Below are 23006 nucleotides of genomic sequence, written 5' to 3' on the forward strand. Positions count from 1 at the left end.
GTTCCTGGCGTTGCGGATGATCAGGACGGTGCCCGCGGACGCGGTCGCCGTGGTCCGCGCGTACCCGCGCATTGTGGTGTGCTTCGCGGCCGCCCTGACCGGCACCGCGCTGGTGTTCGACGTCTTCTATCTCGTTGCGAGCCCTGGGCTGACGTTGGCGCTGGTCTATACGGTGCCGGTGCTGGCGGGCCTGATCGCCGGATTGGTGGCGGCCGCTGACGATGTCGGCCTCGACCGGGGAGTGCTGCTCCGCACGACCGGCCTGGCCGTTGCCCTCGGCATCACCAACGCGATCGTGGTCGCGATGATCGCCGCGATGCGTCGTACCGACCCGTCGAACTGGGCATCCGGTGGACAGTCGGTGCTGTTCGCCGGTTGCACGGTGTTCGCGGTCGCGGTGTCGATCGTTGCCTGCCGCAAGCTGATCGATGCGCTCGGCATCGAGTTGCGAACGAAGTTGCCGCGGCGCCCGGTCCGGGTCCCGATCGCCGCGGTGCGGGTGGCGGCGCCGGTGTCGCGCGCGAGCAAGGAGTCGGCGGCCCGGGCCAAGCCGGTCCAGGTGGTCGCGCCGCCGCCTCTGCCGGACGATGAGGAAACCATCGAGGTCTTCGTCCCGCCGCCACCGCGGGTGGTCGATCTCGACGAGGCCCGCCCGGTCGGTTCGTTGGGTCAGTCCAGTGGTCACGCGGATCGGCTCGTCCCGCGCCCGCGCCGGACCGGCTCCCGCGGCCCCAACAAGCCAGGTAGGCGTCCCGGCAGCTAGCAGTCGTGCCCGCTGCCACACTGGGAGGGATCTGCGGGAGGTGCCTGTGTGGGATCTGGTGGTAGTCGGAGCCGGCCCGGCGGGGGCTTCGGCTGCGCTCGGCGCGCTGGCGGCCGACCCGAGCCTCTCGGTGCTGATGCTCGATCGGCACGACTTCCCGCGGGACAAGGCCTGTGGTGACGGGATCGCTCCGCACGTGCTCGATCTGCTGGCGGGAGTCGGCGTCACCGGCATCGTCGACGACTGGACGCCGGTACGACGGTTCGCCCTGACCTGGGGCGACGTCGAAGTCGACCGGGACATGGCCCGGCCGAACTGGGTGGTGCCGCGGACCGTCTTCGATCACCGACTGGCGGACGCGGCCCAGACGGCCGGTGCGCAGCTCGTCCGCCGACGGGTCCGTGGTCTCGAGATCCAGCGGCGGGCGGTGCTGGTGGACGGCGAGGTCGACGCCCGGTTCGTCGTCGGCGCTGATGGTGCGCATTCCGTCGTACGGCGGGATCTGGGGGTGAAGCCGGGTCCGGTGGCGCTGGCGATCCGCGGGTATGCGCCGACGCCGAGTGCGCGGGCCGCGAGTCAGGTGATCGCGTACGGTCCGGGGCGGCAGCCGTCGTACGCGTGGTCCTTCGACCGTGGCGACGGCTGGTCGAACGTCGGGTACGGCGAACAGCTGACCAGTGACCGGCCTCGTCCGACCCGGGCCGACCTGCTTGCGCACCTGGAGGCCCTGCTGCCAGGCGCGTCCGGCGGCGGGAAGTCCTGGTGGGGACACCATCTGCCGCTGTCCGGATGGACCTGGCGTCCATCGGCGGGTCGGGTGATGCTGGCGGGCGACGCCGCCGGGTTGATCAACCCGATGACCGGCGAGGGCATCTACTACGCCGTCGCGACCGGTCTGCTCGCCGGCCGCGCGGTCGCCAATGCTCTGCGGGCAGACAGCGCCGATGCGGGTACGTCGTACCGCCGCCGAACGGCTCGCCTTCTCGCCAGGCATCTCCGGCACACCGCGCTCACCGTCCAACTCACCCGCTCCGGGCGCGTCCTCGACGCGGGCATCCGCGCGGCCGCTGCTGACCAGCGCATCTTCGACGACCTGGTCGAGCTCGGCCTGGCCGACGGCCTGATCACCCGCCGCCTGTTGCGCGGTCTGATGTCGTAGAAAAGCGGTGTCGTAGAAAAGCGGTGTCGTAGGAAAGGGGGCCGCGGATGATGTCGAAACGGCTCCGAGAGCTTCGAGGTGTCGGTGCAAGCAGGTGACCGACTACTGAAGGGAAGAGCGTCATGAAGTATCTGTTGCTGGCCTACACCAAGCAGGCCGACTGGGACACGGTGGACGTGACGAGCCCGGAGTTCCTGGCGGCGTGTGCGTTCTACGAGGAACTGGGGGCCGAGCTGACCGCATCCGGTGAGCTGCTGTCGACCGAGGGGCTGGCCCATCCGGCGCTGTCGCACACCATCCGCGGGGGTGTTGACGGGCCGATCGCCAGCGAGGGGCCGTTCGCCGAGTCCAAGGAGGTGCTGGTCAGCTTCGCGGTCGTGGACTGTGACAGCCACGACCGGGTGATGTCCATCGCCACCCGGATCACCGGCGCCGTCGGCGACGCAGTCGAGGTCCGGCCGATCATGGCAGGCCCGCCCGAACAACCATGATCGAGCAGATCTGGCGAGATCTGACCCCGCAGGTCCTGGGCGCGCTGGTGCGGAGGTACGGGCATTTCGAGTCCTGTGAGGACGCGGTCCAGGGGGCGTTGCTCGCGGCCGCGACGCAGTGGCCGGAGCAAGGTGTCCCGGATGAGCCGAAGACGTGGCTCATCCGGGTCGCCTCCCGGCGGCTGATCGACATCCTCCGGAACGAGGAAGCACGCCGGCACCGGGAGGACGCCGTACGCGTTCCGGATGTCGCTCCCGATCCGGCCGCGGGGTCGGACGACTCGCTGACCTTGCTGTTCTTGTGTTGCCATCCCACGTTGCCGACCGCGTCGCAGATCGCACTGACGCTGCGCGCGGTCGGCGGTCTGACGACGACCGAGATCGCCGCCGCGTTGCTCACGCCGGACGCGACGATGGGGCAGCGGATCAGCCGGGCCAAGCAGAAGGTGCGCGGTACGCCGTTCCGCTTGCCGGCCGAGTACGCCGAGCGGTTGGCCGCCGTACTGCAGGTGCTCTATCTGATCTTCAACGAGGGCTACACGGGTACGGCGGGGGAGCGGCTGAGCCGGGTCGAGTTGGCGCAGGAGGCGATCCGGCTGACCCGGATGCTGCACGCGATCCTGCCCGACGATGGCGAGGTCGCCGGTCTGCTCGCGCTGATGGTGCTGACCGATGCGCGGCGTGCTGCTCGTACGACGGCGGACGGGTTGCTGGTGCCGCTCGACGACCAGGACCGCGGGCTGTGGGATCAGAAGGCGATCGGTGAGGGCGTCGAGTTGATCACCTGGGCCATGTCAACGACAGAGCTCGGGCCGTACCAGCTGCAGGCCGCGATCGCTGCCGTGCACAGCGAGGCGAAGACCGCGGCCGACACCGACTGGCGACAGATCCTCGGCCTCTACACCCTGCTCGAGCGGCACCTCGACGGTCCGGTGGTGACGTTGAACCGTGCGGTCGCGGTCGCGAAGGTGCACGGTCCGGCCGCGGGTCTCGCGTTGCTTGACACGTTGCGGGACGACGATCGCGTGACCCGGTCGCATCGCTATCCCGCCGTACGGGCGCATCTGCTCGCTCTGCAGGGTGACGCCGACGCGGCGAAGGAGCTGTATCTGGCGGCCGCGAAGCTCGCCACGAATACGTCGGAACAGCGCTATCTCAGGAATCGTGCAGCGCGTGGGGCTGCCTGAGATCGTGGTCCTATGGGCGAGCTGATGGATGCATGGGCGGTGGAGCGGCCCGGCCCGATCGACGACGGGCCGTTGCGGAGGGTACGTCGTACCGTCCCGCAAGCCGGACCTGGTGAAGTGCTGGTGAAGGTGGAGGTCTGCGGGGTCTGCCGCACCGATCTGCACCTGTGCGAAGGCGACCTCGAGCCGCGGCGGCCCGGCGTCGTACCAGGGCATCAGGTCGTGGGTGCGGTGGTCGATCGCGGACCGCAGGCCGACAGGTTCGAGATCGGAGATCGGGTCGGGATCGCGTGGCTCCGGAGCACTTGTGGGGTCTGCGAGTTCTGCCGCGCCGGAGCCGAGAACCTCTGCCCGCTGTCGTCGTACACGGGCTGGGACGCGGACGGCGGATTCGCCGAGTACGCCGTCGTACCGCAGGACTACGCGTACGCGCTGCCGGCCGACCGTCCCGCGGAGGAGCTCGCGCCGTTCCTGTGCGCCGGGATCATCGGCTACCGGTCGCTCCTGCGGGCGAACCTCCCGCCGGGCGGCCGCCTCGGGATCTACGGCTTCGGCTCCAGCGCTCACCTCACCGCCCAGATCGCGACCGCCCAGGGCGCCGAGCTGTTCGTCATGACGCGCGGCGAACAGAACCGGGAGCTGGCCCGCTCCCTGGGTGCCGCGTACGTCGGGGAGACCGCCGACCGACCGCCCGTGCCACTGGACTCGGCGATCGTGTTCGCTCCGGCCGGCGACGTGGTCCCGTACGCCCTCGAAGCGCTCAAGCCCGGTGGAACTGTGGCGGTCGCCGGGATTTACCTGAGCGACGTACCGGCGCTGAACTACGAGCGCGATCTCTTCCACGAACGCGACCTGCGCAGCGTCACCTCCAACACCCGCCGCGACGGCGAGGAACTCTTCCGCCTCATCGCCCGGCTGCCCGTCAGAGCCCACACCACCGCGGTCCCGTTCGCAGCGGTCGATCGGGCGCTGGCAGACGTCGCCCACGGTCGCGTCAGTGGTTCGCTGGTGGCCGTGCTCCCGGGGTGAACGGTTCCGGCCCGGAGATCGTTAGAACTGAGTGAAGATTCGATCCGGGGCCGGTTCCTGGCTTCAGCGGTAGCTGCTAGCTGCGTTAGATTTGATCAAATCTTGCCGAGCTACCAGGGAGCGTGAGCGCCGATGCGGGATCTGACCGGGCAGGTGTGGTCGGTCCTTGCGGCTGGCATCGCGCTGCGAGACGGGCAGTGCTGAGCAAGGTTCTCGGCGCGGTAGGTGTGGTCCTGCTGATCGCCGGGGTGGTGTTCGCCGTACGGCCGGTCCACGTCAACGGCGAGGCCTGCGGTTCGGTCTTCCAGCCCGAGAAGGGCATCACGCCGATGCAGTGCGACGCCCGGCTGGGCAGCCGCAGCGACCTCGTCACCGGTCTCGGCGCCGGCGGCGTCGCGGTCCTGCTCACTGGTTTCGCCGTCGCCGCCGTCCGCGACCGCAGGGCCGGCGTCACCTCCTGACCGTTCGCGGCAGGCAGGCTTGACCTTCACACAGTGTCAAGCCGGAAGGTGGGGGCATGTTCACCATCGGAGACTTCGCGGCGTTCGGACAGGTATCGGCCCGGATGTTGCGGCACTACGACGCGATCGGACTGCTCCGGCCGGCGGTGGTCGACCCGGAGAGCGGGTACCGCTTCTACTCGGCCGACCAGCTGCGCAGGCTGAACCGGATCATCGCCCTGAAGGATCTGGGCTTCAGCCTGCAGCAGGTCGCGGAGATCGTCGACGCCAAGCTGTCCGCCGAGGAGCTGCGCGGCATGCTGCGGTTGCGGCAGGCCCAGCTCGAGGCGGAGCTGGCGCGGGGCGCGTCGCGGTTGGTCAGTGTCGAGGCGAGGCTCCGGCTGATCGAGAAGGAAGGCCACATGCCCACTGACGACGTCGTTCTGAAACGCATCGCCCCGACCCGGGTCGCGGAGCTGTCCGCGATCTCACCCAGCTACGACGGCGAGGACATCGGACCGGTGCTGCAGCCGTTGTTCGGCCAGCTGTTCGAGCGCCTCGGCGAGGCCGGCGTGAACCCGTGCGGTTCGCCGGTCGCGTACTACGAGGACGCCGACGGGGACACGGTCCGTGTCCACGCCGCCGTACCCGTCGACACCGGCACAGCCGCCGGTGTCGACCTCGTCGATCTTCCCGAACTCACGCAGGCGGCGACCATCGTGCACAAGGGCGACATGATGGAAGCCGACCGCAGCATGCAGACGCTGGCCCGCTGGATCGAGGACAACGGCTACCGCAGTCAGGGGTACGCCCGTGAGGTCACGCTCCAGTTCGACATGGACAACCCGGCCAACTGGGTGCACGAGTTCCAGATCCCGGTCACAAAGCCGAACTAGATGGCCGAACTGACCGTCGCGAAGGAGTGCGGCGGCAGCGTGACCCGCAGGCCGCGGGGCTCCGGTTCCACTCTGAGCCGAACCGGAGCCACCGCGCCGGGTTCGCCGACCGTGTTGTACGCCTGCGGTTTGGATGCCGTCAGCAACCGTCCGGACGGCTCCCGGATCTCGGCACCGCGCAGATCGAGTACGACGTCCAGCGACGCAACAGGATCCAGATTGCTGATCGAGATCAGCGCCCGCCCGTCCTTCACCGAAGCTGAGGCCGACACCAGTTCCATCCTCTCGCCATCCAGTTCGTACGGCGCCGGCTGCTCGACGACGTGGACCGGCACGGACACCGCGTCGTGGTGCCCCTTGTTCATCTCGAAGACGTGGTACGTCGGGGTCCGCACCAGACCGTCGTCGTCGTCGGTGAGCAGCATCGCCTGCAGCACGTTGACCGTCTGCGCGATGTTCGCCATCACCAGCCGCTCCGCGTGCCGGTGGAACACGTCGAAGTGCAGGCTCGCCACCAGCGCGTCGCGCATCGCGTTCTGCTGGAACAGGAACCCGGGGTTCGTGCCCGGCTCGACATCCCACCAGGTGCCCCACTCGTCCAGCACCAGGCCGACCTTGCGCTCCGGGTCGTACGCGTCCATCACCGCGGAGTGGCCGCGGATCACCCGCTCGATGTCCTGTGCCTTGATGATCGTCCGGTAGTAGTCGGCGAGGTCGAAGTCGGTCGCGCTGCCCTTGTTCTCCCAGGTCCCGGCCACCGTGTAGTAGTGGAACGAGACCGCTTGGAAGATGTTCTTCGGGTCGCGGCCGCAGCCCAGGCAGCTGATCGCCTTCATCAGTGCCTCGGTCCAGGCCAGGTCGTCATCGGCGGCACCGGCAGCGATCCGGTAGAGCTTGTTGTCGCCGTGGTCCCGGCAGAACGTCGCGTACCTTCGGGCGAGATCGGCGTACGCCTCGGCACGCATGTTCCCGCCGCAGCCCCAGGCCTCGTTGCCGATACCCCAGAACGGGACCTTCCACGGCTCGTCGCGGCCGTTGGCCTTGCGCCGGCGGACCATCGGGCTGTCGCCGTCGCGGGTCAGGTACTCGACCCACTCGCTCATCTCCTGCACGGTCCCACTGCCGACGTTCCCGTTCACGTACGGATCCGCGCCGAGCAACTCGCACAGCGCCATGAACTCATGGGTGCCGAAGTGGTTGTTCTCCTCGACGTTGCCCCAGTGGGTGTTGATCATCGACGGCCGGTCCGCCTTCGGCCCGATCCCGTCCTGCCAGTGGTACTCATCGGCGAAGCAGCCGCCCGGCCAGCGCAGGTTCGGGATCTGCAACGCCCGCAGCGCCTCGACCACGTCGAGCCGGATGCCACCCTCATGCGGGAGCTCCGAATCCTCACCGACGTAGAAGCCGCCGTAGATGCACCGCCCGAGATGCTCGGCGAAGTGCCCGTACAGATGCCGGCTGATGGTCGGTCCTGGTACGTCGAGATCGATCACGACGCGGGCAGCAGATGCTATGGACACCACATTCTCCTTGTTTCGAGGGGTTTCGGGCAGTACGGCCGATGCTGAGGGCGACCGGAGGAACGCGGTCCGCCCGCACGCCCGGCTGATCCCGGTCGGTGGGGACAGAAGTTTGCATCCGGCGACGAATTCTTTCCCCACCATCAGGAGCGCCACCGCTGGAAGTGGCGTCAGCGGATCGGACAGGACGGCCACGGGGGCGGGCCGGAAGGCGTGGATCCTTACGTAGGGTGGGGATATGACGCGACCTGGGCGGTGGGGCGGCGGGGAAGCCGGCAAACGAGCATCCACCGTGGTGACGATGGCTGACGTGGCGCGGTCCGCGGGGGTCTCCACGATGACCGTGTCGAACGTGATCAACGGGCGGCCGCGGGTCGGCGCCGCGACCCGGGAACGGGTGCTGGCGACGATCAGCGAGCTCGGTTACCAGGTCAATCTGGCCGCCCGGCACCTGCGCGCCGGCCGCACCGGCGTGGTCGGCCTCGCGGTCCCGGAGCTCGAGCGCCCGTACTTCGCCCAGCTGGCCGCACGGCTCGCGGACCGGTTCGAGGGGCACGGGCTGCGGATCGTGATGGAGCGCACCGGCGCCAGCCGCGAGGGCGAGCTGGACGCGGTCGCCTTCTCCCGGCTGCGGATGTACGACGGCCTGATCCTCAGCGTGGTCGACATCGACCCGGCCGAGCTGGCCCAGATCCGCACCGACGCACCGGTGGTGATGATCGGGGAGCGGGCGCTGCCGTCGCGCTTCGACCACGTGATGATGGACAACGTCGACGGCGCCCGGCAGGCGACCGCGCACCTGCTCGCCACCGGCGCCCGGCGGGTCGCCATGCTCGGCGGCAACCCCGACTCGACCGCGAACATGCCGGCCCTGCGCGCCGAGGGCTACGCTCTCGCGCACACCGAGGCCGGCGTACCGATGGATCCGGAGCTGACGGTCCGGTGCCAGTTCACGCTCGAAGCGGGGTACGCCGGGATCCGGTCGTTGCTCGATCGCGGCATCACCTTCGATGCCGTCTTCGCGCTGACCGACGTGACCGCGATGGGTGCGCTCCGGGCGCTGGCCGATGCCGGGCTGCGAGTGCCGGACGACGTCCAGGTGGTGGGCTTCGACGACATCGACGAAGCGCCGTATCTGGTTCCGTCGCTGTCCTCGGTCAACCCGGGCCACGGAGAGATGGCCGACGCCATTACGTCGCTGCTGATCGCCCAGATCACCGGCGGCCCGACCGGCGACCCGCAGGAGCTGATCGTGCCGGCCCGGCTGATCCAGCGCGGTACGACGATACCCACCGGCTGACCGCAGCACAGACCTCATCAGGACCCCCGGGAGGATGGGCGTTCCTCAGAGATATATCGATAAACCTGAGTGTCTGCAAGCTTTCTTCGAGGTCTTTCGTGAGCCGCTGAGTAAAGCCGACACCTCCCACGCAGGTCGGAGGACCTTGGCTGCGGTCTTTTCGTGGCTCAGCCCGGCGCCACCACCTTGTGGTGAAAGCGCCGGGCTGGTCTCTGGGAAGGGTCAGTGCATCGGCTGGGAACGCTTGGCGCCGACGTGCGAGCGTCCCTTGCCCTGCAGCGTCGGCACGCTGCCCGGTTCCTCGTGCACCGTCCACTGGCTATCCACGTCCTTGACGCCCGGGATGCGTTTGATGGCGTGCCGGGCCTGCTTGTCCTCGTCGGCCAGCACATCACCGGCCAACGTTACGGTTCGCCCGTCCACCCGGACCTGGATCGCGTGCGGATGACTGACCAGCCGGCCGAGCTCGGCCCGCACCCGGTCGTGCAGTACGGCGTCGTCCGCCGACCGCCCGGTGACCCGGTAGCGCGTCGCCATCGCCATCCCGCGGCCGCGGTTCGACACGTCGCGCGACAAGCCGCGCACACCGTCGGTCAGGTCGTTTGCCCGGTGCGCGGTTCTGTCGCGCATCCGGGCGCGTCGTGCCTTCCCGCGGTCCGGGTCGAGCAGGTACTCGGTCATCATTCCAGCGCACACACCTGCAGCGGCCAGCCCGGCACTCCTGATCAGTCGCATCCTCTCTCACCCTCCTCGAAGAAGATCGCTTACCAATCGCAGTACCCAGTCGATCGAGGCTCACGCAAGCAGTGCGGCGATCTCCTTCATCTGGTCATCGCTGAGCGGGCCGAGCTGCATCGCGCCGGCGTTCTCCTCCGCCTGCGTGACCGTACGGAAGCCCGGGATCGGTACCGTCCGCGGGCTCCGCGCCCACAGCCAGGCCAGCGCGCCCTGCGCCAGCGTCCGCCCGTCGCTCTCCAGTACGTCGCGGATCGCCGACACCTTGTCCCACCACTCCGGCGCCGGTACGCCGCCCTCGTCGAAGAACCGGAGCCACGACGGCGGCAGCGTGCGGATGTCCGCACCGGTCGCCGGCCGGTCCGCGGTCCGCCGGCCGAGGATCCCCATCCCCAACGGCGTCCGGTTGACGCTCGCCAGGTCGGCCCGCTCGCACAGCGCGAAGAAGTCCGAAGCGTCGTGCAGAACGCTGGCCTCGTGCTGGACCGCCGAGCAGTGCTCGCCTGCGGCGAAGAGCTCCGCGCTGTGCAGCGTGTCGGTGCTCCAGGCGTAGCTGCGGATCAGCCCTTCACGGACGAGGTCTTCGCACGCCTCGCGCAACGGCAGTGCGATCTCGTCGGTGGTGTCGAAGTGCAACTGGTAGAGGTCGAGGTAGTCGGTGCCGAGCCTGTCCAGGGAGGCCCGGACGGCCTTGTGGACGTACTCGACCGAGCCGTCCTGGTGGTGCATGACCCGGGTCGACTCGTCGAACGTATTGCCCCACTTGGTCGCGATGACCACCTGGTCACGGATCCCGGCCAGCGCCTTGCCGAGCACGCGTTCGCTGTGGCCGGCGCCGTACACATCAGCGGTGTCGAAGAACGTCACCCCGAGCTCGACGGCCCGCCGGATCGCCCGCACCGACTCGTCGTCGTCGACCTCGCCCCATCCCAACGGCTCGCCGGCCGGATTGCTGAACGGACCCCCGATCGCCCAGCACCCGAATCCGACCGGGCTGACCTCGATCCCTACTCGTCCCAACGTGCGCATCTCCATGCCTCAACCCAATCAGCGGCTCGCTCATCCGTCCAATGCATCTTTTACCGGCATTCGATGCGTACGGCGTATGAGCATCAGTAGCCCGTGGCACGGGCGGCCAGGGCGTGGTTCATCGCGACGAACTGCGGCTCGATGGTCTTGGTGAGCCACGATCGGGTGAACGGGATCGCCACGCCGCGGAACTTCTCCTCCTGGATCAGGCGGGTGCGGCCGTCCGGGAGCGCCTCGAGGCGGAAGGAATGCTCACCGTCGAAGATCCCGCCGGGCGGGACCTTGCCGATCCAGCGGAGCTCCTTGTTCGGCTCGACCGCGAGCAACTTGGGGGTGAACCTGGTCTCCGAGCCCTTCGTGTCGCGGAGCACGTTGGTGATCGTGCCGCCCGCGGTCAGGTCACCGGTCGAGGAGACGATGAACGGATTCCACTCCGGGTAGGCCTGCCGGTCGGCGAGCACCTTCCAGACCTGCTCGGGGGTCGCGTCGACGACGAGCTCGGTGTGCAGGACGAGCGGCCGCACGATCGTGACGACCGTGTAGCCGGCGAGCAGCACCACGAAGGTGCCGAGGGCAATGAAAAGCTTCTTTCTCTTCTTCATGACTGCTCCAGATCGGGGCCGAGGACGCTGTCGACCAGCTCCCTCGCGTAGACGGACGTGATCGGCTCGCCGGTGACGAGGAGCCGGTAGTACAGCGGCCCGATGAGCTGGTCGACCAGCACGGCGGGCGACGCATGGCTGCGGACGCGGCCGTCCGCCTGGGCCTGCGCAAGGACCGCGGTGACGGCGCGATGCCGCTCGGTCCAGAGGGCCCGGACACTCTCTCCGACTCGCGGCTCCCGGGCCGCGGCGGCGGCGAGGTCGGCGATGAGCGTGACCGGCAGCGTGGTGAGAGTCGCGACGATCGCAGTAACCAGGTCGGTCAGGTCGCGCCGCGTGTCCGGGGTCGGCTCGAACGGCACGGTGTCACGCAGCCCGGCGATCATCGCGATCACCAGCTCGGCCTTGGTCGGCCAGCGCCGGTAGATCGTGGTCTTCGCCACCCCGGCCCGCTCCGCGACCCGGTCGACCGACATCCCGTCGTACCCGCGGGCCCGCATCTCGGCCATGGCAGCCTGCAGTACTCGTCCCTCCACCCCGGCATCCCGCGGCCGCCCTCGTCCCACCATCGCCGTCCTCTTTTCGCTACTACGGTGTCGGAAAGAAAGGTTAGCCCGGCCGGTCGATTTACGCAACTGCGGTAGCGGAAGAGAATCGCTGACATGGACTGTCAGTGTTCGATGCGACCGTGGTGGGATGCGCAGACACAAGCTGCTGTTGCCGGCAGCCTTCATCACGTCCCTCGGAAACAACATCCAGCTGATCGGCGCCGCGCTGCTGCTCGTCCGCGCGCAGGGATCGATGCTGGACGTCGGCTGGCTGTTCATCGCGGTCGCAGTGCCGCAGGCGGTGCTCTCGCCGTACTTCGGCCGGCTCGCGGACCGGTTCGATCGGCGCCGGCTGTGGATCGGGTGTGATGTGGTGAGTGCCGTCGCGGCGCTGTGTCTGCCGGTCGGGCTGGCGGTCGGTGGATCGCAGCAGATGCTCGTGTACGGGAGCAACTTCGCGCTCGCGGTCGTTGCCGCGCTGTTCGTGCCGGCGAGTGCGGCGCTGGTGCGGGAACGCGTGCCGGTGGCGGACTTGCGGCGGTTCAACGGGAACTACGAGATCGCGCTGCAGAGCGGGATGTTGCTGTCGGCATCGGTTGGCGGATTCGCCTTGCAGTACTTCGGTTCTACGCCGCTGTTCGTGTTCAACGGGATCACGTTCGTTGCCTCTGCGCTGTTTGTCGCCGCTGTCGGCGCGCGCCGCCGGCCCGTGGCGGATGCCGGCGGTGATCCTGTGCCGACTGTGCGGTCCGTCGGAGGAGCGGTTTTGCCACTTGGCCCGCTAGCACTGCTGTTCGGGCAGGGGCTTGTGGTGGTCACGGTGTTCAACGCATTGCTGCCGGTGCTCCTCGTCGGTGAGTGGCATCGTGGTCCGGCCGTCCTTGGTGTTGTGGACGCGCTCGGGGGCGCCGGGTTCCTGCTCGCCGCGGTCGCCTATCGGCGGTCCGCCGTACGGTTCGGTGATCTTCGGGTTGCCGTGGTGGGGTTCCTGGCCTGTAACGCGTTGCTCGTCCTGCAGCCGCTGTTCGGGGTCGATGCGCTGATGGGGTTGGTGCTGGTCGGTGCGTTCGTGTTCGGGCAGGCGCGGATCGCGGCCCGGTCCTTGCTGATGACGTCGGTCGACGAGTCGCGGGTCGGGCACGCGTTCGGGGTCGCCAACGGCTACGGTCTCGCCGCCACCGTCGTCGTCATGCTGGTGACCTCGATCGTCACCGGACGCACCGACACCCGGTACGGCTTCGCGACCCTGGTCACCATCAGCGTGCTGGCCGCCGTACTGGCTCTCAGCTGGATCCGCCGAGCGCAGCCCGACAGGACTTATATAAGTGCTGTTATGATCTTGCCATGGACGATCCGACGGAGCAGAGTCAGTGGCGAGGCCTGCACCACTTGCAGACCCGGATGGACGCCGACATCGGGCGCATCTACACCGACCGGCAGATCAAGGGACTGAAGCCGAGCTTCGTGATGGAGCTGTTGCGGCTGCACGCCAAGGGCCCGATGACGATCACCGAGCTGGCCGAGTCGGTCGGGCGGACGCATTCCGCGCTCAGTCAGAAGGTGTCGGCGATGCGGACCGCGGGGCTGGTGCGGACCGTGCCGGGGACCGATGCCCGGAGCAAGAAGGTCGCGCTGACCGCGAAGGCGAAGAAGATCGTCGAGCTGCTGGCGGCCGAGTGGCGGGCGACCGAGGCCGCGATCACCGAGCTGGAGGCCGAGCTTCCGTATCCGATGACCCAGGTGGTCCGGGACGTCGAGGAAGCCCTGGCCCGCAAGAGCTTCCACGACCGGATCGCGGAGAAGCTCGACCGCGTCGAGCCGGAGCGGTGAGCGTCAAGCATGCGCTGATCGACCTGGAGCCGCTGCGGGCCGCTCCGGTGTTCCGGCGGTTGTGGGTCGGGCAGTTGTTGTCGACGTTCGGCGGCCAGTTGGCGTTCGTCGCGGTGATGTTCCAGGTGTGGGACCAGACGCAGAGTACGGCGTGGACCGGCGCGGTCGGGTTGTCGCAGGCGTTGCCGTTGATCCTGCTCGGGCTGTTCGCGGGTGTGCTCGTCGATCGGGTCGAGCGACGGCGGTTCTATCTGATCACCACATGCGGGCAGTTGATCACCTCGGCCGTGATGGCGAGCCAGTTGGTGATCGGTGCGGTGCCGGTCGGCGTACTGCTCGGGCTCGTCGCGGCGCAGGCGTCGTTCGCGGCCGCGGCCGGGCCGGTCGCGCGGACCGTCCTGCCGCAGTTGCTGCCCCGGGAGCTCCTTGCCGCTGGGATCGCCCTCAACCGGATCGCCTTCCAGGCGGCGATGCTGCTCGGTCCCGCCATCGGCGGTCTGGTGGTGAGTGTCTGGGGTGCAGGCGCCTGCTACCTGATCGACTGTCTCAGTTTCCTGGCCGCGCTGTACGGCGTACTCGGACTCCCGCGCCTGCGGGTCGGGGCGGTCGCCAAGCCGGGGCTGCGGGGAGTGCGGGACGGGTTGGCGTTCATCGTGGCGACGCCGGTGATCCGTGGTGCGTTGATCACCGATCTCGCGGCGACCGTGCTGTCGATGCCGATCAGCCTGTTCCCGGTGATCAACGCGGAGCGATTCGGGAACGATCCGCGGACGCTCGGCCTGTTCCTGACCGCGATCGCGGTGGGTGGAGTCACGGCGTCCGTGCTGTCTGGTGCGTTCACCCGGCTGCCACGACACGGCGTGGTCATGCTCGCTGGATCCGCGGGGTGGGGGATCGCCCTTGTTCTGTTCACGTTCTCGCCGGTGCCGTGGCTGGCTCTGGTGTTCCTGGCGGTGGCCGGTGCCGCGGACACGGTGGCGGTCGTCTCCCGGAGCACGATCATCCAGCTTCACACGCCGAGCGAACTCCTCGGCCGGGTCAGCGCCGTCGAGCAGATCGTCGGTCAGGCCGGGCCCGATCTGGGCAACCTCCGCGGCGGTCTGGTCGCCCAGCTCACCTCGCCGGTCACGGCCCTCGCTTCGGGTGCCATCCTCTGCATCGCCGCGGTCGCCACCGTCGCCGTCACCACTCCCGGCCTCCGCGTCGGCGCCGAGTCGGTCGGGCCTGCTCCGCGCGGTTGACCGGGCCTGTGCCAGGATCTGGAGTTATGGGGAAGCGCGGGACGACGGGTCTCTGGGCAGCCGCCATCGGGGTCTGCATCATCGCGAGCATCGTGCTGCCGATGTTGTGGCAGCACTCCCTGGTCGATCTCAAGGTCTACCGCCTGGGTGGCAGCACCCTGCTGCACGATCCGTCCAGGCTGTACGACGTACAGCTCGCCGGGACCGTACTGCCGTTCACCTACCCACCCTTCGCGGCGATCGTGATGGTCCCGTTCGCCTTGCTGCCGTGGCCGGTCGCAGCGGTCGTCTGGACGGTCGGCACGGTGCTGAGCCTGGTCGCGATCTGGCGGCTGTCGGTTCCGCTGTCCTCCGCGCTCCTGCTGGCTGTCGTCGCGGGGTCGCTGCTACTCGAACCGGTCCGGGAGACACTGGGCTTCGGCCAGATCAACCTGATGCTGTGCGCCTTGATCCTGTACGACGTCCTGGATCGAACGCATCATCGCCGTGGACTCTGGATCGGTGTAGCCGCCGGCATCAAGCTGACCCCACTCGTCTTCCTCGCGTTCCTCGCCGTCACCCGGCAGTGGCGGGCGTTGGCACACGCGTCGGCCGGCTTCCTGGCGACGGTCGTCCTCGGCTTCCTGATCGCGCCGCACGCGTCGCGGCAGTACTGGACCTCATTAGTATCCGACCCGACGCGGACCGGTGGTCTGGCGTTCGCGAGCAACCAGTCGTGGAACGCCTTCCTGATCAGGCTGACCGGGGACCTCGACGGCGGAGGGCCGCTCTGGTACGTCCTCGTACTGCTCACCGGGCTCGGTGGGCTGTGGCTGTGCCGGGTTCTGTGGTTGCGCGATCAACGACTCGCCGCCGTGTCGATCTGCGGGCTGATCGGCCTGCTCTGTTCGCCGGTCTCGTGGAGCCACCACTGGGTCTGGGTGATCCCGCTCGGGGTGGCTCTGCTCCAGGTCGTGGCACCGCGGTGGCGGGTGCTCGCCGGCCTCGCCTGGTTCGGTGTGTTCACGATCAGCCCGATCTGGTGGCCGCCCGATCACGACAACCGCGAGCTCGGCTGGTCGGCCGGCCAGCAGGTTCTGGGGAACGCTTACCTGATCGCCGCGCTCGCCGTAGCCGGCGTCCTGGCCCGGTCGTTGCTGCGGGCACCAGTTACCTCTGGCCGGAAGCTGCCAGCGGCATAGTCCGGATCCGCACCAGGTCGCGTGAGAACGTGGACTGGTGCAGTGGAAAAGGGGGACGGCGGTCCTGTGGTGGCTGGCCGTGGCAGTGGTGGTCACGGTGGGCGCGTTGTTGCCGTGGCTCTGGGACCACACCGGGGCCGACCTGAAGGTGTATCGGCTCGGCGGCTGGACGATGCTGACCGATCCGCCGGCGTTGTACGACGCCCGGCTGCCGCACATCGCGATGCCGTTCACCTATCCGGTGTTCGGCGCGCTGGTGATGATCCCGTTCGCAGTGCTGACCTGGCCGCTCGCCTACGCCGCCTCGATCGTCGCCTCCGGGGTCGCGCTGACCGCGATCTGGCGGCTCTGCCTGCGCTCGTTCACCGCGAAACCGCATCCCCCCGTCCTGGTAATGCTGGTGGCCGCGTCGCTGCTGCTGGAGCCGGTCCGCGAGACCTTGTCCTACGGTCAGATCAATCTGATCCTCTGCGCGGTCATCCTGTACGACCTCCTGGACGGCAAGCACAAGCACCGGGGGCTCTGGATCGGGATCGCGGCCGGCATCAAGCTCACGCCGTTGGTGTTCCTCGGCCTGCTGCTCGTCACCCGGCAGCGCCGGGCGCTCGCGAACGCCGCGGCGACGTTCCTGGGTACGGTCGTGCTCGGCTTCTTGGTCGCCCCGGGCACCGCGCTGCACTACTGGACCCACCTGCTGGGCGAGACGACCCGGATCGGCGGACTGGCATACGCGGGCAACCAATCCTGGAACGGCTTCCTGATCCGACGGTCCGGTGATCTCGCAGGTGGCGGGCCGGTCTGGTTGGTGCTCGTCGTACTCACCACCGGCGCCGGCCTGTGGCTGTCGCGGATGCTCTGGTTGCGCGGGCAACGTCTGGCGGCCGCCTCCGTCTGCGGCCTGATCAGCCTGTTCTGCTCACCGGTGTCCTGGAGTCACCACTGGGTCTGGACCCTGCCCTGCGGCATCGCCTTGGCCCGTGTGCTGGACGGCCGCGCCCGGATCGTCGTCGCGAGCGCCTGGTACGCCGCCTTCGTGGTCGCGCCGATCTGGTGGCCACCGCGATCGAACAACCGCGAGCTCGACTGGTCGTTCGGCCAGCAGGTGGCGGGCAACGCCTATCTCTGGCTCACACTGGCCGGCGCGCTCGTGCTGGCAGCCGGCTGCCGGCGCCGAACGCGCCTCAAGGTCGGGAACTACCACGAACGGATCAGCTGAGAGCGACGGTGCGGAAGCCGGTGTTGCCCATCGACGACTCGGGGGTGTTGGAGGAGCGGGCGGAGTTGCGGTAGCGGTTGCAGTACGAGTCGTGGCACAGGTACGAGCCACCGCGCATCACCCGGGCCGCGCCGAGCGACGGGCCCTGGGGGTCCGCATCGGGGGAGAACTTGTAGTACCGCGGGCCGAACCAGTCGGCGCACCACTCCCAGACGTTGCCGACCGTCTGCCACAGGCCGAATCCGTTCGGCTCGAAGCTGCGGACCGGCGAAGTGGTGAGGTAACCGTCGTCTTCTGTGTTCACGCCCGGGAACTGGCCCTGCCAGATGTTGCAGCGCCAAGCCCCGTCGTCACGAAGGTCGTCGCCCCACGGATACCGCGCGCCCTCGAGGCCGCCCCGGGACGCGAACTCCCACTCAGCCTCTGTCGGCAGGCGGCGTCCGGCCCACCGGCAGTACGCGACCGCGTCGTTCCAGCTCACATGGACGACGGGATGGTCGTCGAGTCCGTCGAGATCGGACCGGGACCCACCCGGGTGACGCCAGTCCGCGCCTCGCACCCCGGCCCACCACGGCGTACCCGCCGCCGGCCCCATCACCTCGTCCGGCTCGGCCGCCAACGCGAGGTGGAAGACGGCGGAGAAGCCGAAGATCTCCGCCTCCGTCCGATACCCGGTCGCCTCGACGAATCGGTCGAAGTCCGCATTCGTCACGCTCGAGGCATCGATGCTGTACGGCGCCAGCCGGGCCCGATGAACCGGTGTCTCGCCATCTCCGGCGTTCCCGTCCCCGGTCCCGTCACCCATGGCGAACTCGCCACCGTCGAGCACCACCTGTTCCACCCCGTGCTGCCCTGTCTCCGAAGACACGGGCGGCGGAGTCGAGGCCTCAGTCACCGGTCGCGGTGGCACACAACAGGACGGATGCTCGTCGCTCATACCTCCAGGATCTCTCAAGTCACGCTGACGCGAGTAACCGCAGCTCCCGATGGTTGAGGTAGACGACGATCTGCCAGTCGCAGGCCCGGTATGATCGAGTCCCGGTCGGTCAAGAGGCTGGGCGGGCCCTGCTCGATTCGGCGGAGGACCGGCTCCAGGCGGTAGAAGTCGGTGCCGGTGATCAGTTGGCGTTCGTCCCACCAGGTCGCGCCGGCTTCCGCGAGCGGCTCGATCAGCGCCCGGGCCTTCGCGGGATCGCCCGGACTGATGCCGCCGACGATCACGTCGTACGGCGTACTCCGGTCGCCACCCTGGTCACGGAGGAAGCCGACGAGGTCACGCAGCTCGTCGACCGGCGGAGCCTCGCCGTGGTTTGCGTTCTGGAACAGCGGTACGGCGCCGTCCCACCGCGCGGCCCGGCGCATCGGTGCCTTCCGCGGCCAGTAGCCCGCGATCCACACCGGCGGCCGCGGCCGCTGAACCGTTGCCGGCAGCAACGTCACGTCGTCGACCCGGTAGTGCTTGCCGGCGTGGTTCACGGTCTCACCGGACCAGTACGCCGCCAGCAGGTCGAGCCCCTCGTCGAGCTTCTCGGCCAGCACCTTCGGATCGGTCACGTCGCCGAAGCTGCCGAACTCGTCCGCGATCGGCCCACCGAGCCCCGCGCTGAAGATCACCCGTCCACCGCTGAGCGCATCCAGCGTCGCCACCTGGCGCGCCAGCTGCTCCGGCCGCCGCCGCGCCACTGGCGTCACCAACGGCCCCACCGTGATCCGCGACGTCGCCAGCGCGGCCGCGGTCAGCAACATCCACGGATCCCCGAACGCCTGCCCCCGCCGCTGCTCCTTGCTGTGCACCACGTGATCCCACACGAACAGCCCGTCCCACCCCGCCTCCTCAGCCGCGGCAGCCACCCGCGCGACCGTACGAGCGTCAGCGAAGTCCCCGAAGTTCGGCACATTGATCGAAAAGCGCACCCCAGCATCCTCACCCATCGCGCAGGGCCCGGGCAAACGACTTGCCACCGCAGGAGCCGGACGACTGCGGTCAGTGCGGGGGTGAACCTTCCGCCGCGGGCGCAGGCCCGTCGCGGCGTTGGTCGAGACGGTTGCGGATGAAGGCGGCGGCGTTCAGGACGATCACCAGCCAGACGATCGCGACGGTCCAGCCGGCGACTACGTCGGTGGCCCAGTGGTAGCCGAGGTAGACACGGCTCAGGCCGATGCCGATGCTTATCACCACCGCGACCCCGAGAACGGCGGTCCGGGTCCGGCGCGAGTCGATTCTCTCGCACACCAGCGCGGCCAGGGTGAGGTAGAAGACCGTCGAGTTCAGGGTGTGACCGGACGGGAACGCGAACGTCTCGGTGACAGGACCCAGGACGAGCGCGGCATCGGGTCGCGCACGCCCGATCAGCGCCTTCAACACACTCGTCAAGACTGTCGAGCCGATCATCGCGAGGACCAGCACGGCCGGGGCTCGCAGTGATCGGGTCCAGCGCCACAGGACCAGCGCCGCGACAACTGTCAGGGGAATGAGGACCGCCGCGCTGCCGATGAAGGTCAACGTGCGGGCGATCGCGGTGAGGACCGTCGTCCGGTGTGACACGGCATCTGCCGTCAGCTCGGGATCGAACGCCGCCAACCCGTCGGATTCGGTCGCCGCGTCGGCCAGGACGATCAGCCAGAGCGTCCCGGCCACGACCACGACCGCGCTCGCGGCCAGCACGCCGTACCGGTGGCCGGTCTCGCTGGTCCTGCCGCTTGACGTCATTTCACACGCAGGCGAGGTGGAGTTCGATGAACGGGATCGTGTCGCCGGGCAGGAGGTAGGTCTCGACCTCGGTGAAGCCGTGGGCCTTGGCGAACCGCAGGCCTTCCTCGTTGGTGGCGAGGATGTGCGTCTCGACGCCCTTCCCGTCGAGCTCTCGGCCCTTCGCGAGACAGTGCTGGTAGAGCGTCTCGCCGTACCCCTTCCCCCTGTGCTCGGGCAGGATGCGCGCGATCACCGTGACCGCCTCGGTCTCCTCCGAGGGCGGTCGCACGGTCGAGCAGCCGACCAGTACGTCGCCGGCGTACGCGACCTCGAGCACGTTGCGGGTGGCGCGCTCGCGGATGTCGTCCACCGACAACGGCGCGGTCGGGATGATCTCGTTGTGCACCCGCTGCCAGTCCAGCACCGTCGCGTCGTCCGTCACCGGCACGATCCGAAGTTCAGTCACTTCCCCAGCGTAGTAGCGTCCGGGTGTGCGGATTCTCTTTGTCGGTAACAGCTTCACGGCCCGGAACAATCTGCCCGGCCTGCTCAAGGGTCTGGCCGGCGCCCGGGGGATCGATCTCGAGCACAAGCTGATCTCGGCCGGCGGTGCGTCCCTGCGCCAGCACCTCAACGCCGGGAAGGCCCTCGAGGCGATCGCGACCGGCGACTTCGACACCGTCGTACTGCAGGAGCAGAGCACGCTCCCGATCAAGAGCCCGGCGCGCTTCCGGGACAGCGCCCGCGACTTCCACGCCGCGATCTCGGCCGCCGGCGCCCGGACCGCCCTCTACCAGACCTGGGCGAGGCGGAACGCCCCTGAGACCCAACAGGCCCTCACCGACGCGTACGCCGCTAGCGCGGTGGAGCTGGGTGCGACGCTCGTACCGGTCGGGATGGTCTGGGAACGCTTCCTGGCGCAGTACGACGAACCCGTCCTCCACGACGCGGACAACAGTCACCCCGCGCTCGCCGGCAGCTACCTCGCGGCCTGCGTCTTCCTCATCGCCTTACTGAACGAGGACCCAGTCGGCACCGACGTACCAGTCAAGGGCCTACCTGCTGACACCGCAGCCCTCCTCCGCCAGTCCGCCTGGAACATCTGCGAACAACTGGCCTCCGCCGAGTAGCGTTTACTTCGCGTCGTGGAAGACGAGGCCGAGGGTATGGCGGTGGCCGGTGCGGATGGTGGAGACGCCGTGGCGGACGGGGGAGGCGGACCAGCCTCGGGTTGAGGGGACGGGGCGGTCTCGGGTGGTGAAGACGAGGCCGTGGCCCTGGGGGATGAGGGTCGAGGTGCCGCGGGACTGGGCTCGGGGGCGTTGTTCGACCAGCAGGAATTCGCCGCCGGTGTGGTCGACGCCGGGGTCGTTGAGGTTGATCACGACCTGGAGTGGGAACACCTTGTCGCCGTACAGGTCCCGATGGAGTGCGTTCCAGTCGCCTGCACCGTACCGCAGGAGAATCGGCGTGGGACGTGTCTGGCCGGCGCGGTGACACATGTCGAGCCACTCGTCCAGCGTGTCCGGCCACTCCGCGTCGCGGCCGAGCTTGGCGTACCAATCGCGTGCTATCGGCAACAACCGTGGGTAGAGCGCCTGCCGCAACGCCTCGATCGCCTCGGGGAACGGACGGTCGAAGTACCGGTATTGTCCCTCGCCGAAGCGATGCCGGGCCATGTCGATCGTGGCCCGGAATCTGCTCACGTCGTCATAGAGCCGGGCGATGCCGGCCGCCTCGGCGGGCGTGAGCAGCCGGGGCAGCAGCGCGCACCCGAGATCGTTCACCTCGGCGGTCACGGCGTCCCAGTCGGCTTTCGCCACTCGCTGCGCGTATCTGTCCATACCCAAGGAACGCGCCGGCCCCCAACTGTGTGAGTCCAACCGAGGCGACCTACCGCCACCGCCTCAGCCGTGCGCGAGCAGAAGCTTGAGCAGCTCCGGCATGTTGCGGGCACCGGCCACATCGAGGTCGGGAGCCGGATTGGCGGCGGTGTCCTCGCTGTGGAAGAGAACAGGACACAGACCCGCGGCCCGGGCTGCGGCGAGGTTGGTCGGCCGGTCGTCGACCATGACCGTGTGAGCCGGGTCGAGGCCGGGGTGCGCCAGTACGGCGTCGTACGCGGCCGGGTCGGGTTTGCGGGCACCGATCTCGGCGCTGACGTACCAGTGGTCGACGTACGGCTCGAGGCCGAAGCGTCGCCGGAGGTGGGCGGACCATGGCCCGGCATCGTTGGTGAGCACCAACACCGTGAGACCGGCTTCGTGGAGACCCCGCAGCATGCCGACTGTGCCAACCGTCAACTGATGGTTGCGGCAGTAGTCGCTGTCGGACGCTGTCCGGCCGACGTCCACCGCCGCCCAGAACTCGTCTGTGGACAGTTGGCCGAGGGTGCAACGGCGGTACATGTCGCGGATCTCCGCCTCGGTGCGCGGGCAGTCGTGCCGGTGGAGGTAGGGGATGAGGACGCCGCTCACCACGTTGCCGTGCCGGTACAGGACGCCCATGGCATCGAGGACGACGAAGCGCTGGACCATCTACTTGATGACCTCGAAGCGGAAGTTGGTGCGTTCGGTGGTCAGGACTTTGAGGTTGGTCGGTTCGACGCCGGGGCTGTCGTAGAAACGGACGCCTTCGCCGAGGAGGACGGGGACGATGTGCAGGACGATCTCGTCGACCAGGCCGGCGTCCAGGGTCAGGCGGGGGACGGCTCCGCCGGTGACGACCAGGTTCTTGCCGTCGGCGGCTTTCAGGCCGTTGGCGATGACGTCGCGGATGTCGCCGGAGACGTAGGTGAACTCCGGGACCGGATTGGTCGCCGGGTCCTTGTGGGTGTAGATCAGGACCGGGCCCGTCCACACACCGCCGTACGGTCGGTTGTCGCCGACCGCGTCGACGAGTCGCCCGCCGCACAGGAACGCGCCCGTGGTCCGGATGACCTCGGCCGCCAGTTCGGACGGCTCGTTCACGCCGAAGCTCCAGTCCAGCTTGTCGTCCCGGTCGCCGATGAAGCCGTCGAGGGACATCGTCATGTGCCAGACAACCTTGCCGGTCATGCTGTTCTCCTCTCGTTCGACCACCACCCTGCCGGTCCGGAAGTGTATGCGTCTAATGCCAATCTCGGCTCGAACGCATAGATACCATCGA

General features: G+C 68.8%; 26 protein-coding genes. 14 read left to right on the forward strand and 12 right to left on the reverse strand.

Features of this window, described 5'->3' with window-relative positions:
- The first annotated feature begins 16 nt into the window (after nucleotides 1-16).
- The 7 genes from OG555_RS23105 to OG555_RS23135 all read left to right on the forward strand — a co-directional run bounded on the left by OG555_RS23105 (nucleotide 17) and on the right by OG555_RS23135 (nucleotide 5965).
- Nucleotides 17-763: a hypothetical protein gene (locus OG555_RS23105; RefSeq protein ID WP_329474602.1), complete on the forward strand. Its 747-nt coding sequence runs from the start codon at nucleotides 17-19 to the stop codon at nucleotides 761-763.
- A 46-nt stretch (nucleotides 764-809) separates the two neighbouring features.
- Entirely contained in the window at nucleotides 810-1922 is a 1113-nt protein-coding gene (locus OG555_RS23110; protein WP_329474603.1) for an NAD(P)/FAD-dependent oxidoreductase, read from the forward strand.
- A gap of 122 nt (nucleotides 1923-2044) precedes the next feature.
- A complete protein-coding gene (locus OG555_RS23115; RefSeq protein WP_329474604.1) occupies nucleotides 2045-2413 on the forward strand; it encodes a YciI family protein in 369 nt (122 codons plus the stop codon).
- Entirely contained in the window at nucleotides 2410-3600 is a 1191-nt protein-coding gene (locus OG555_RS23120) for an RNA polymerase sigma factor (RefSeq protein WP_329474605.1), read from the forward strand. The genes OG555_RS23115 and OG555_RS23120 overlap by 4 nt, the downstream gene beginning before the upstream one ends.
- 12 nt (nucleotides 3601-3612) lie before the next feature.
- The gene (locus OG555_RS23125; protein ID WP_329474606.1) at nucleotides 3613-4629 is read left to right on the forward strand and encodes a zinc-dependent alcohol dehydrogenase family protein; all 1017 of its coding nucleotides are present in this window, start codon (nucleotides 3613-3615) and stop codon (nucleotides 4627-4629) included.
- Nucleotides 4630-4826: 197 nt separating this feature from the next.
- Nucleotides 4827-5090: a hypothetical protein gene (locus tag OG555_RS23130; RefSeq protein ID WP_329474607.1), complete on the forward strand. Its 264-nt coding sequence runs from the start codon at nucleotides 4827-4829 to the stop codon at nucleotides 5088-5090.
- A gap of 56 nt (nucleotides 5091-5146) precedes the next feature.
- Complete coding sequence (locus tag OG555_RS23135) at nucleotides 5147-5965, forward strand: MerR family transcriptional regulator (RefSeq protein WP_329474608.1); 819 nt, start codon at nucleotides 5147-5149, stop codon at nucleotides 5963-5965.
- Here OG555_RS23135 and OG555_RS23140 read toward each other — a convergent pair.
- Nucleotides 5962-7485 (reverse strand): alpha-N-arabinofuranosidase, encoded by a 1524-nt coding sequence (locus OG555_RS23140; protein WP_329474609.1) that lies wholly within the window; start codon nucleotides 7483-7485, stop codon nucleotides 5962-5964. The genes OG555_RS23135 and OG555_RS23140 overlap by 4 nt on opposite strands.
- Nucleotides 7486-7723: 238 nt before the next feature.
- On the opposite strand from OG555_RS23140, the gene OG555_RS23145 reads away from it, so the two are divergent.
- Nucleotides 7724-8785: a LacI family DNA-binding transcriptional regulator gene (locus tag OG555_RS23145; protein ID WP_329474610.1), complete on the forward strand. Its 1062-nt coding sequence runs from the start codon at nucleotides 7724-7726 to the stop codon at nucleotides 8783-8785.
- Between the two features lie 222 nt (nucleotides 8786-9007).
- Here OG555_RS23145 and OG555_RS23150 read toward each other — a convergent pair whose 3' ends face one another.
- The 4 genes from OG555_RS23150 to OG555_RS23165 form a co-directional block, all read right to left on the reverse strand.
- A complete protein-coding gene (locus tag OG555_RS23150) occupies nucleotides 9008-9520 on the reverse strand; it encodes a BON domain-containing protein (RefSeq protein WP_329474611.1) in 513 nt (170 codons plus the stop codon).
- 60 nt (nucleotides 9521-9580) lie between these two features.
- Nucleotides 9581-10555: an aldo/keto reductase gene (locus OG555_RS23155; protein ID WP_329474612.1), complete on the reverse strand. Its 975-nt coding sequence runs from the start codon at nucleotides 10553-10555 to the stop codon at nucleotides 9581-9583.
- Nucleotides 10556-10632: 77 nt separating this feature from the next.
- A complete protein-coding gene (locus OG555_RS23160) occupies nucleotides 10633-11151 on the reverse strand; it encodes an SRPBCC domain-containing protein (protein WP_329474613.1) in 519 nt (172 codons plus the stop codon).
- On the reverse strand, nucleotides 11148-11720 hold the full coding sequence (locus OG555_RS23165) for a TetR/AcrR family transcriptional regulator (protein ID WP_329474614.1): 573 nt from the start codon (nucleotides 11718-11720) through the stop codon (nucleotides 11148-11150). Before OG555_RS23165 ends, OG555_RS23160 begins: the two co-directional genes overlap by 4 nt.
- Nucleotides 11721-11847: 127 nt before the next feature.
- Between OG555_RS23165 and OG555_RS23170 the strand changes: the two genes are divergently transcribed.
- The 5 genes from OG555_RS23170 to OG555_RS23190 are packed head-to-tail and all read left to right on the forward strand — an operon-like array spanning nucleotide 11848 to nucleotide 17167.
- On the forward strand, nucleotides 11848-13152 hold the full coding sequence (locus tag OG555_RS23170) for an MFS transporter (RefSeq protein ID WP_329474615.1): 1305 nt from the start codon (nucleotides 11848-11850) through the stop codon (nucleotides 13150-13152).
- Nucleotides 13101-13529, forward strand: coding sequence for a MarR family winged helix-turn-helix transcriptional regulator (locus OG555_RS23175; RefSeq protein ID WP_329474616.1), 429 nt, complete (start codon nucleotides 13101-13103; stop codon nucleotides 13527-13529). The genes OG555_RS23170 and OG555_RS23175 overlap by 52 nt, the downstream gene beginning before the upstream one ends.
- Nucleotides 13526-14770, forward strand: coding sequence for an MFS transporter (locus OG555_RS23180; protein ID WP_329474617.1), 1245 nt, complete (start codon nucleotides 13526-13528; stop codon nucleotides 14768-14770). The genes OG555_RS23175 and OG555_RS23180 overlap by 4 nt, the downstream gene beginning before the upstream one ends.
- A gap of 26 nt (nucleotides 14771-14796) precedes the next feature.
- Complete coding sequence (locus OG555_RS23185) at nucleotides 14797-15951, forward strand: glycosyltransferase 87 family protein (RefSeq protein WP_329474618.1); 1155 nt, start codon at nucleotides 14797-14799, stop codon at nucleotides 15949-15951.
- A 37-nt stretch (nucleotides 15952-15988) separates the two neighbouring features.
- Nucleotides 15989-17167, forward strand: a complete 1179-nt coding sequence (locus tag OG555_RS23190; protein ID WP_329474619.1) for a glycosyltransferase 87 family protein — start codon at nucleotides 15989-15991, stop codon at nucleotides 17165-17167.
- On the opposite strand, the gene OG555_RS23195 is transcribed toward OG555_RS23190, so the two are convergent.
- The 4 genes from OG555_RS23195 to OG555_RS23210 all read right to left on the reverse strand — a co-directional run bounded on the left by OG555_RS23195 (nucleotide 17160) and on the right by OG555_RS23210 (nucleotide 20325).
- Nucleotides 17160-17972, reverse strand: a complete 813-nt coding sequence (locus tag OG555_RS23195; protein ID WP_442914536.1) for a formylglycine-generating enzyme family protein — start codon at nucleotides 17970-17972, stop codon at nucleotides 17160-17162. The genes OG555_RS23190 and OG555_RS23195 overlap by 8 nt on opposite strands.
- Nucleotides 17973-18118: 146 nt before the next feature.
- On the reverse strand, nucleotides 18119-19081 hold the full coding sequence (locus OG555_RS23200; protein ID WP_329474621.1) for an LLM class flavin-dependent oxidoreductase: 963 nt from the start codon (nucleotides 19079-19081) through the stop codon (nucleotides 18119-18121).
- Nucleotides 19082-19151: 70 nt separating this feature from the next.
- The gene (locus OG555_RS23205) at nucleotides 19152-19877 is read right to left on the reverse strand and encodes a phosphatase PAP2 family protein (protein ID WP_329474622.1); all 726 of its coding nucleotides are present in this window, start codon (nucleotides 19875-19877) and stop codon (nucleotides 19152-19154) included.
- 1 nt (nucleotide 19878) lies between these two features.
- Entirely contained in the window at nucleotides 19879-20325 is a 447-nt protein-coding gene (locus OG555_RS23210; RefSeq protein ID WP_329474623.1) for a GNAT family N-acetyltransferase, read from the reverse strand.
- A 25-nt stretch (nucleotides 20326-20350) separates the two neighbouring features.
- On the opposite strand from OG555_RS23210, the gene OG555_RS23215 reads away from it, so the two are divergent.
- Nucleotides 20351-20989 (forward strand): hypothetical protein, encoded by a 639-nt coding sequence (locus OG555_RS23215; protein ID WP_329474624.1) that lies wholly within the window; start codon nucleotides 20351-20353, stop codon nucleotides 20987-20989.
- A gap of 3 nt (nucleotides 20990-20992) precedes the next feature.
- On the opposite strand, the gene OG555_RS23220 is transcribed toward OG555_RS23215, so the two are convergent.
- The 3 genes from OG555_RS23220 to OG555_RS23230 all read right to left on the reverse strand — a co-directional run bounded on the left by OG555_RS23220 (nucleotide 20993) and on the right by OG555_RS23230 (nucleotide 22915).
- Nucleotides 20993-21682 carry a 2OG-Fe(II) oxygenase gene (locus tag OG555_RS23220; RefSeq protein ID WP_329474625.1) on the reverse strand — a complete coding sequence of 230 codons (690 nt, stop codon included), beginning with the start codon at nucleotides 21680-21682 and terminating at the stop codon, nucleotides 20993-20995.
- Nucleotides 21683-21766: 84 nt separating this feature from the next.
- Complete coding sequence (locus OG555_RS23225; RefSeq protein ID WP_329474626.1) at nucleotides 21767-22396, reverse strand: HAD family hydrolase; 630 nt, start codon at nucleotides 22394-22396, stop codon at nucleotides 21767-21769.
- Nucleotides 22397-22915, reverse strand: coding sequence for a dihydrofolate reductase family protein (locus OG555_RS23230; protein ID WP_329474627.1), 519 nt, complete (start codon nucleotides 22913-22915; stop codon nucleotides 22397-22399).
- Nucleotides 22916-23006 lie beyond the last annotated feature (91 nt).

This window comes from Kribbella sp. NBC_01484 (assembly GCF_036227145.1).
Taxonomy (GTDB): domain Bacteria; phylum Actinomycetota; class Actinomycetes; order Propionibacteriales; family Kribbellaceae; genus Kribbella.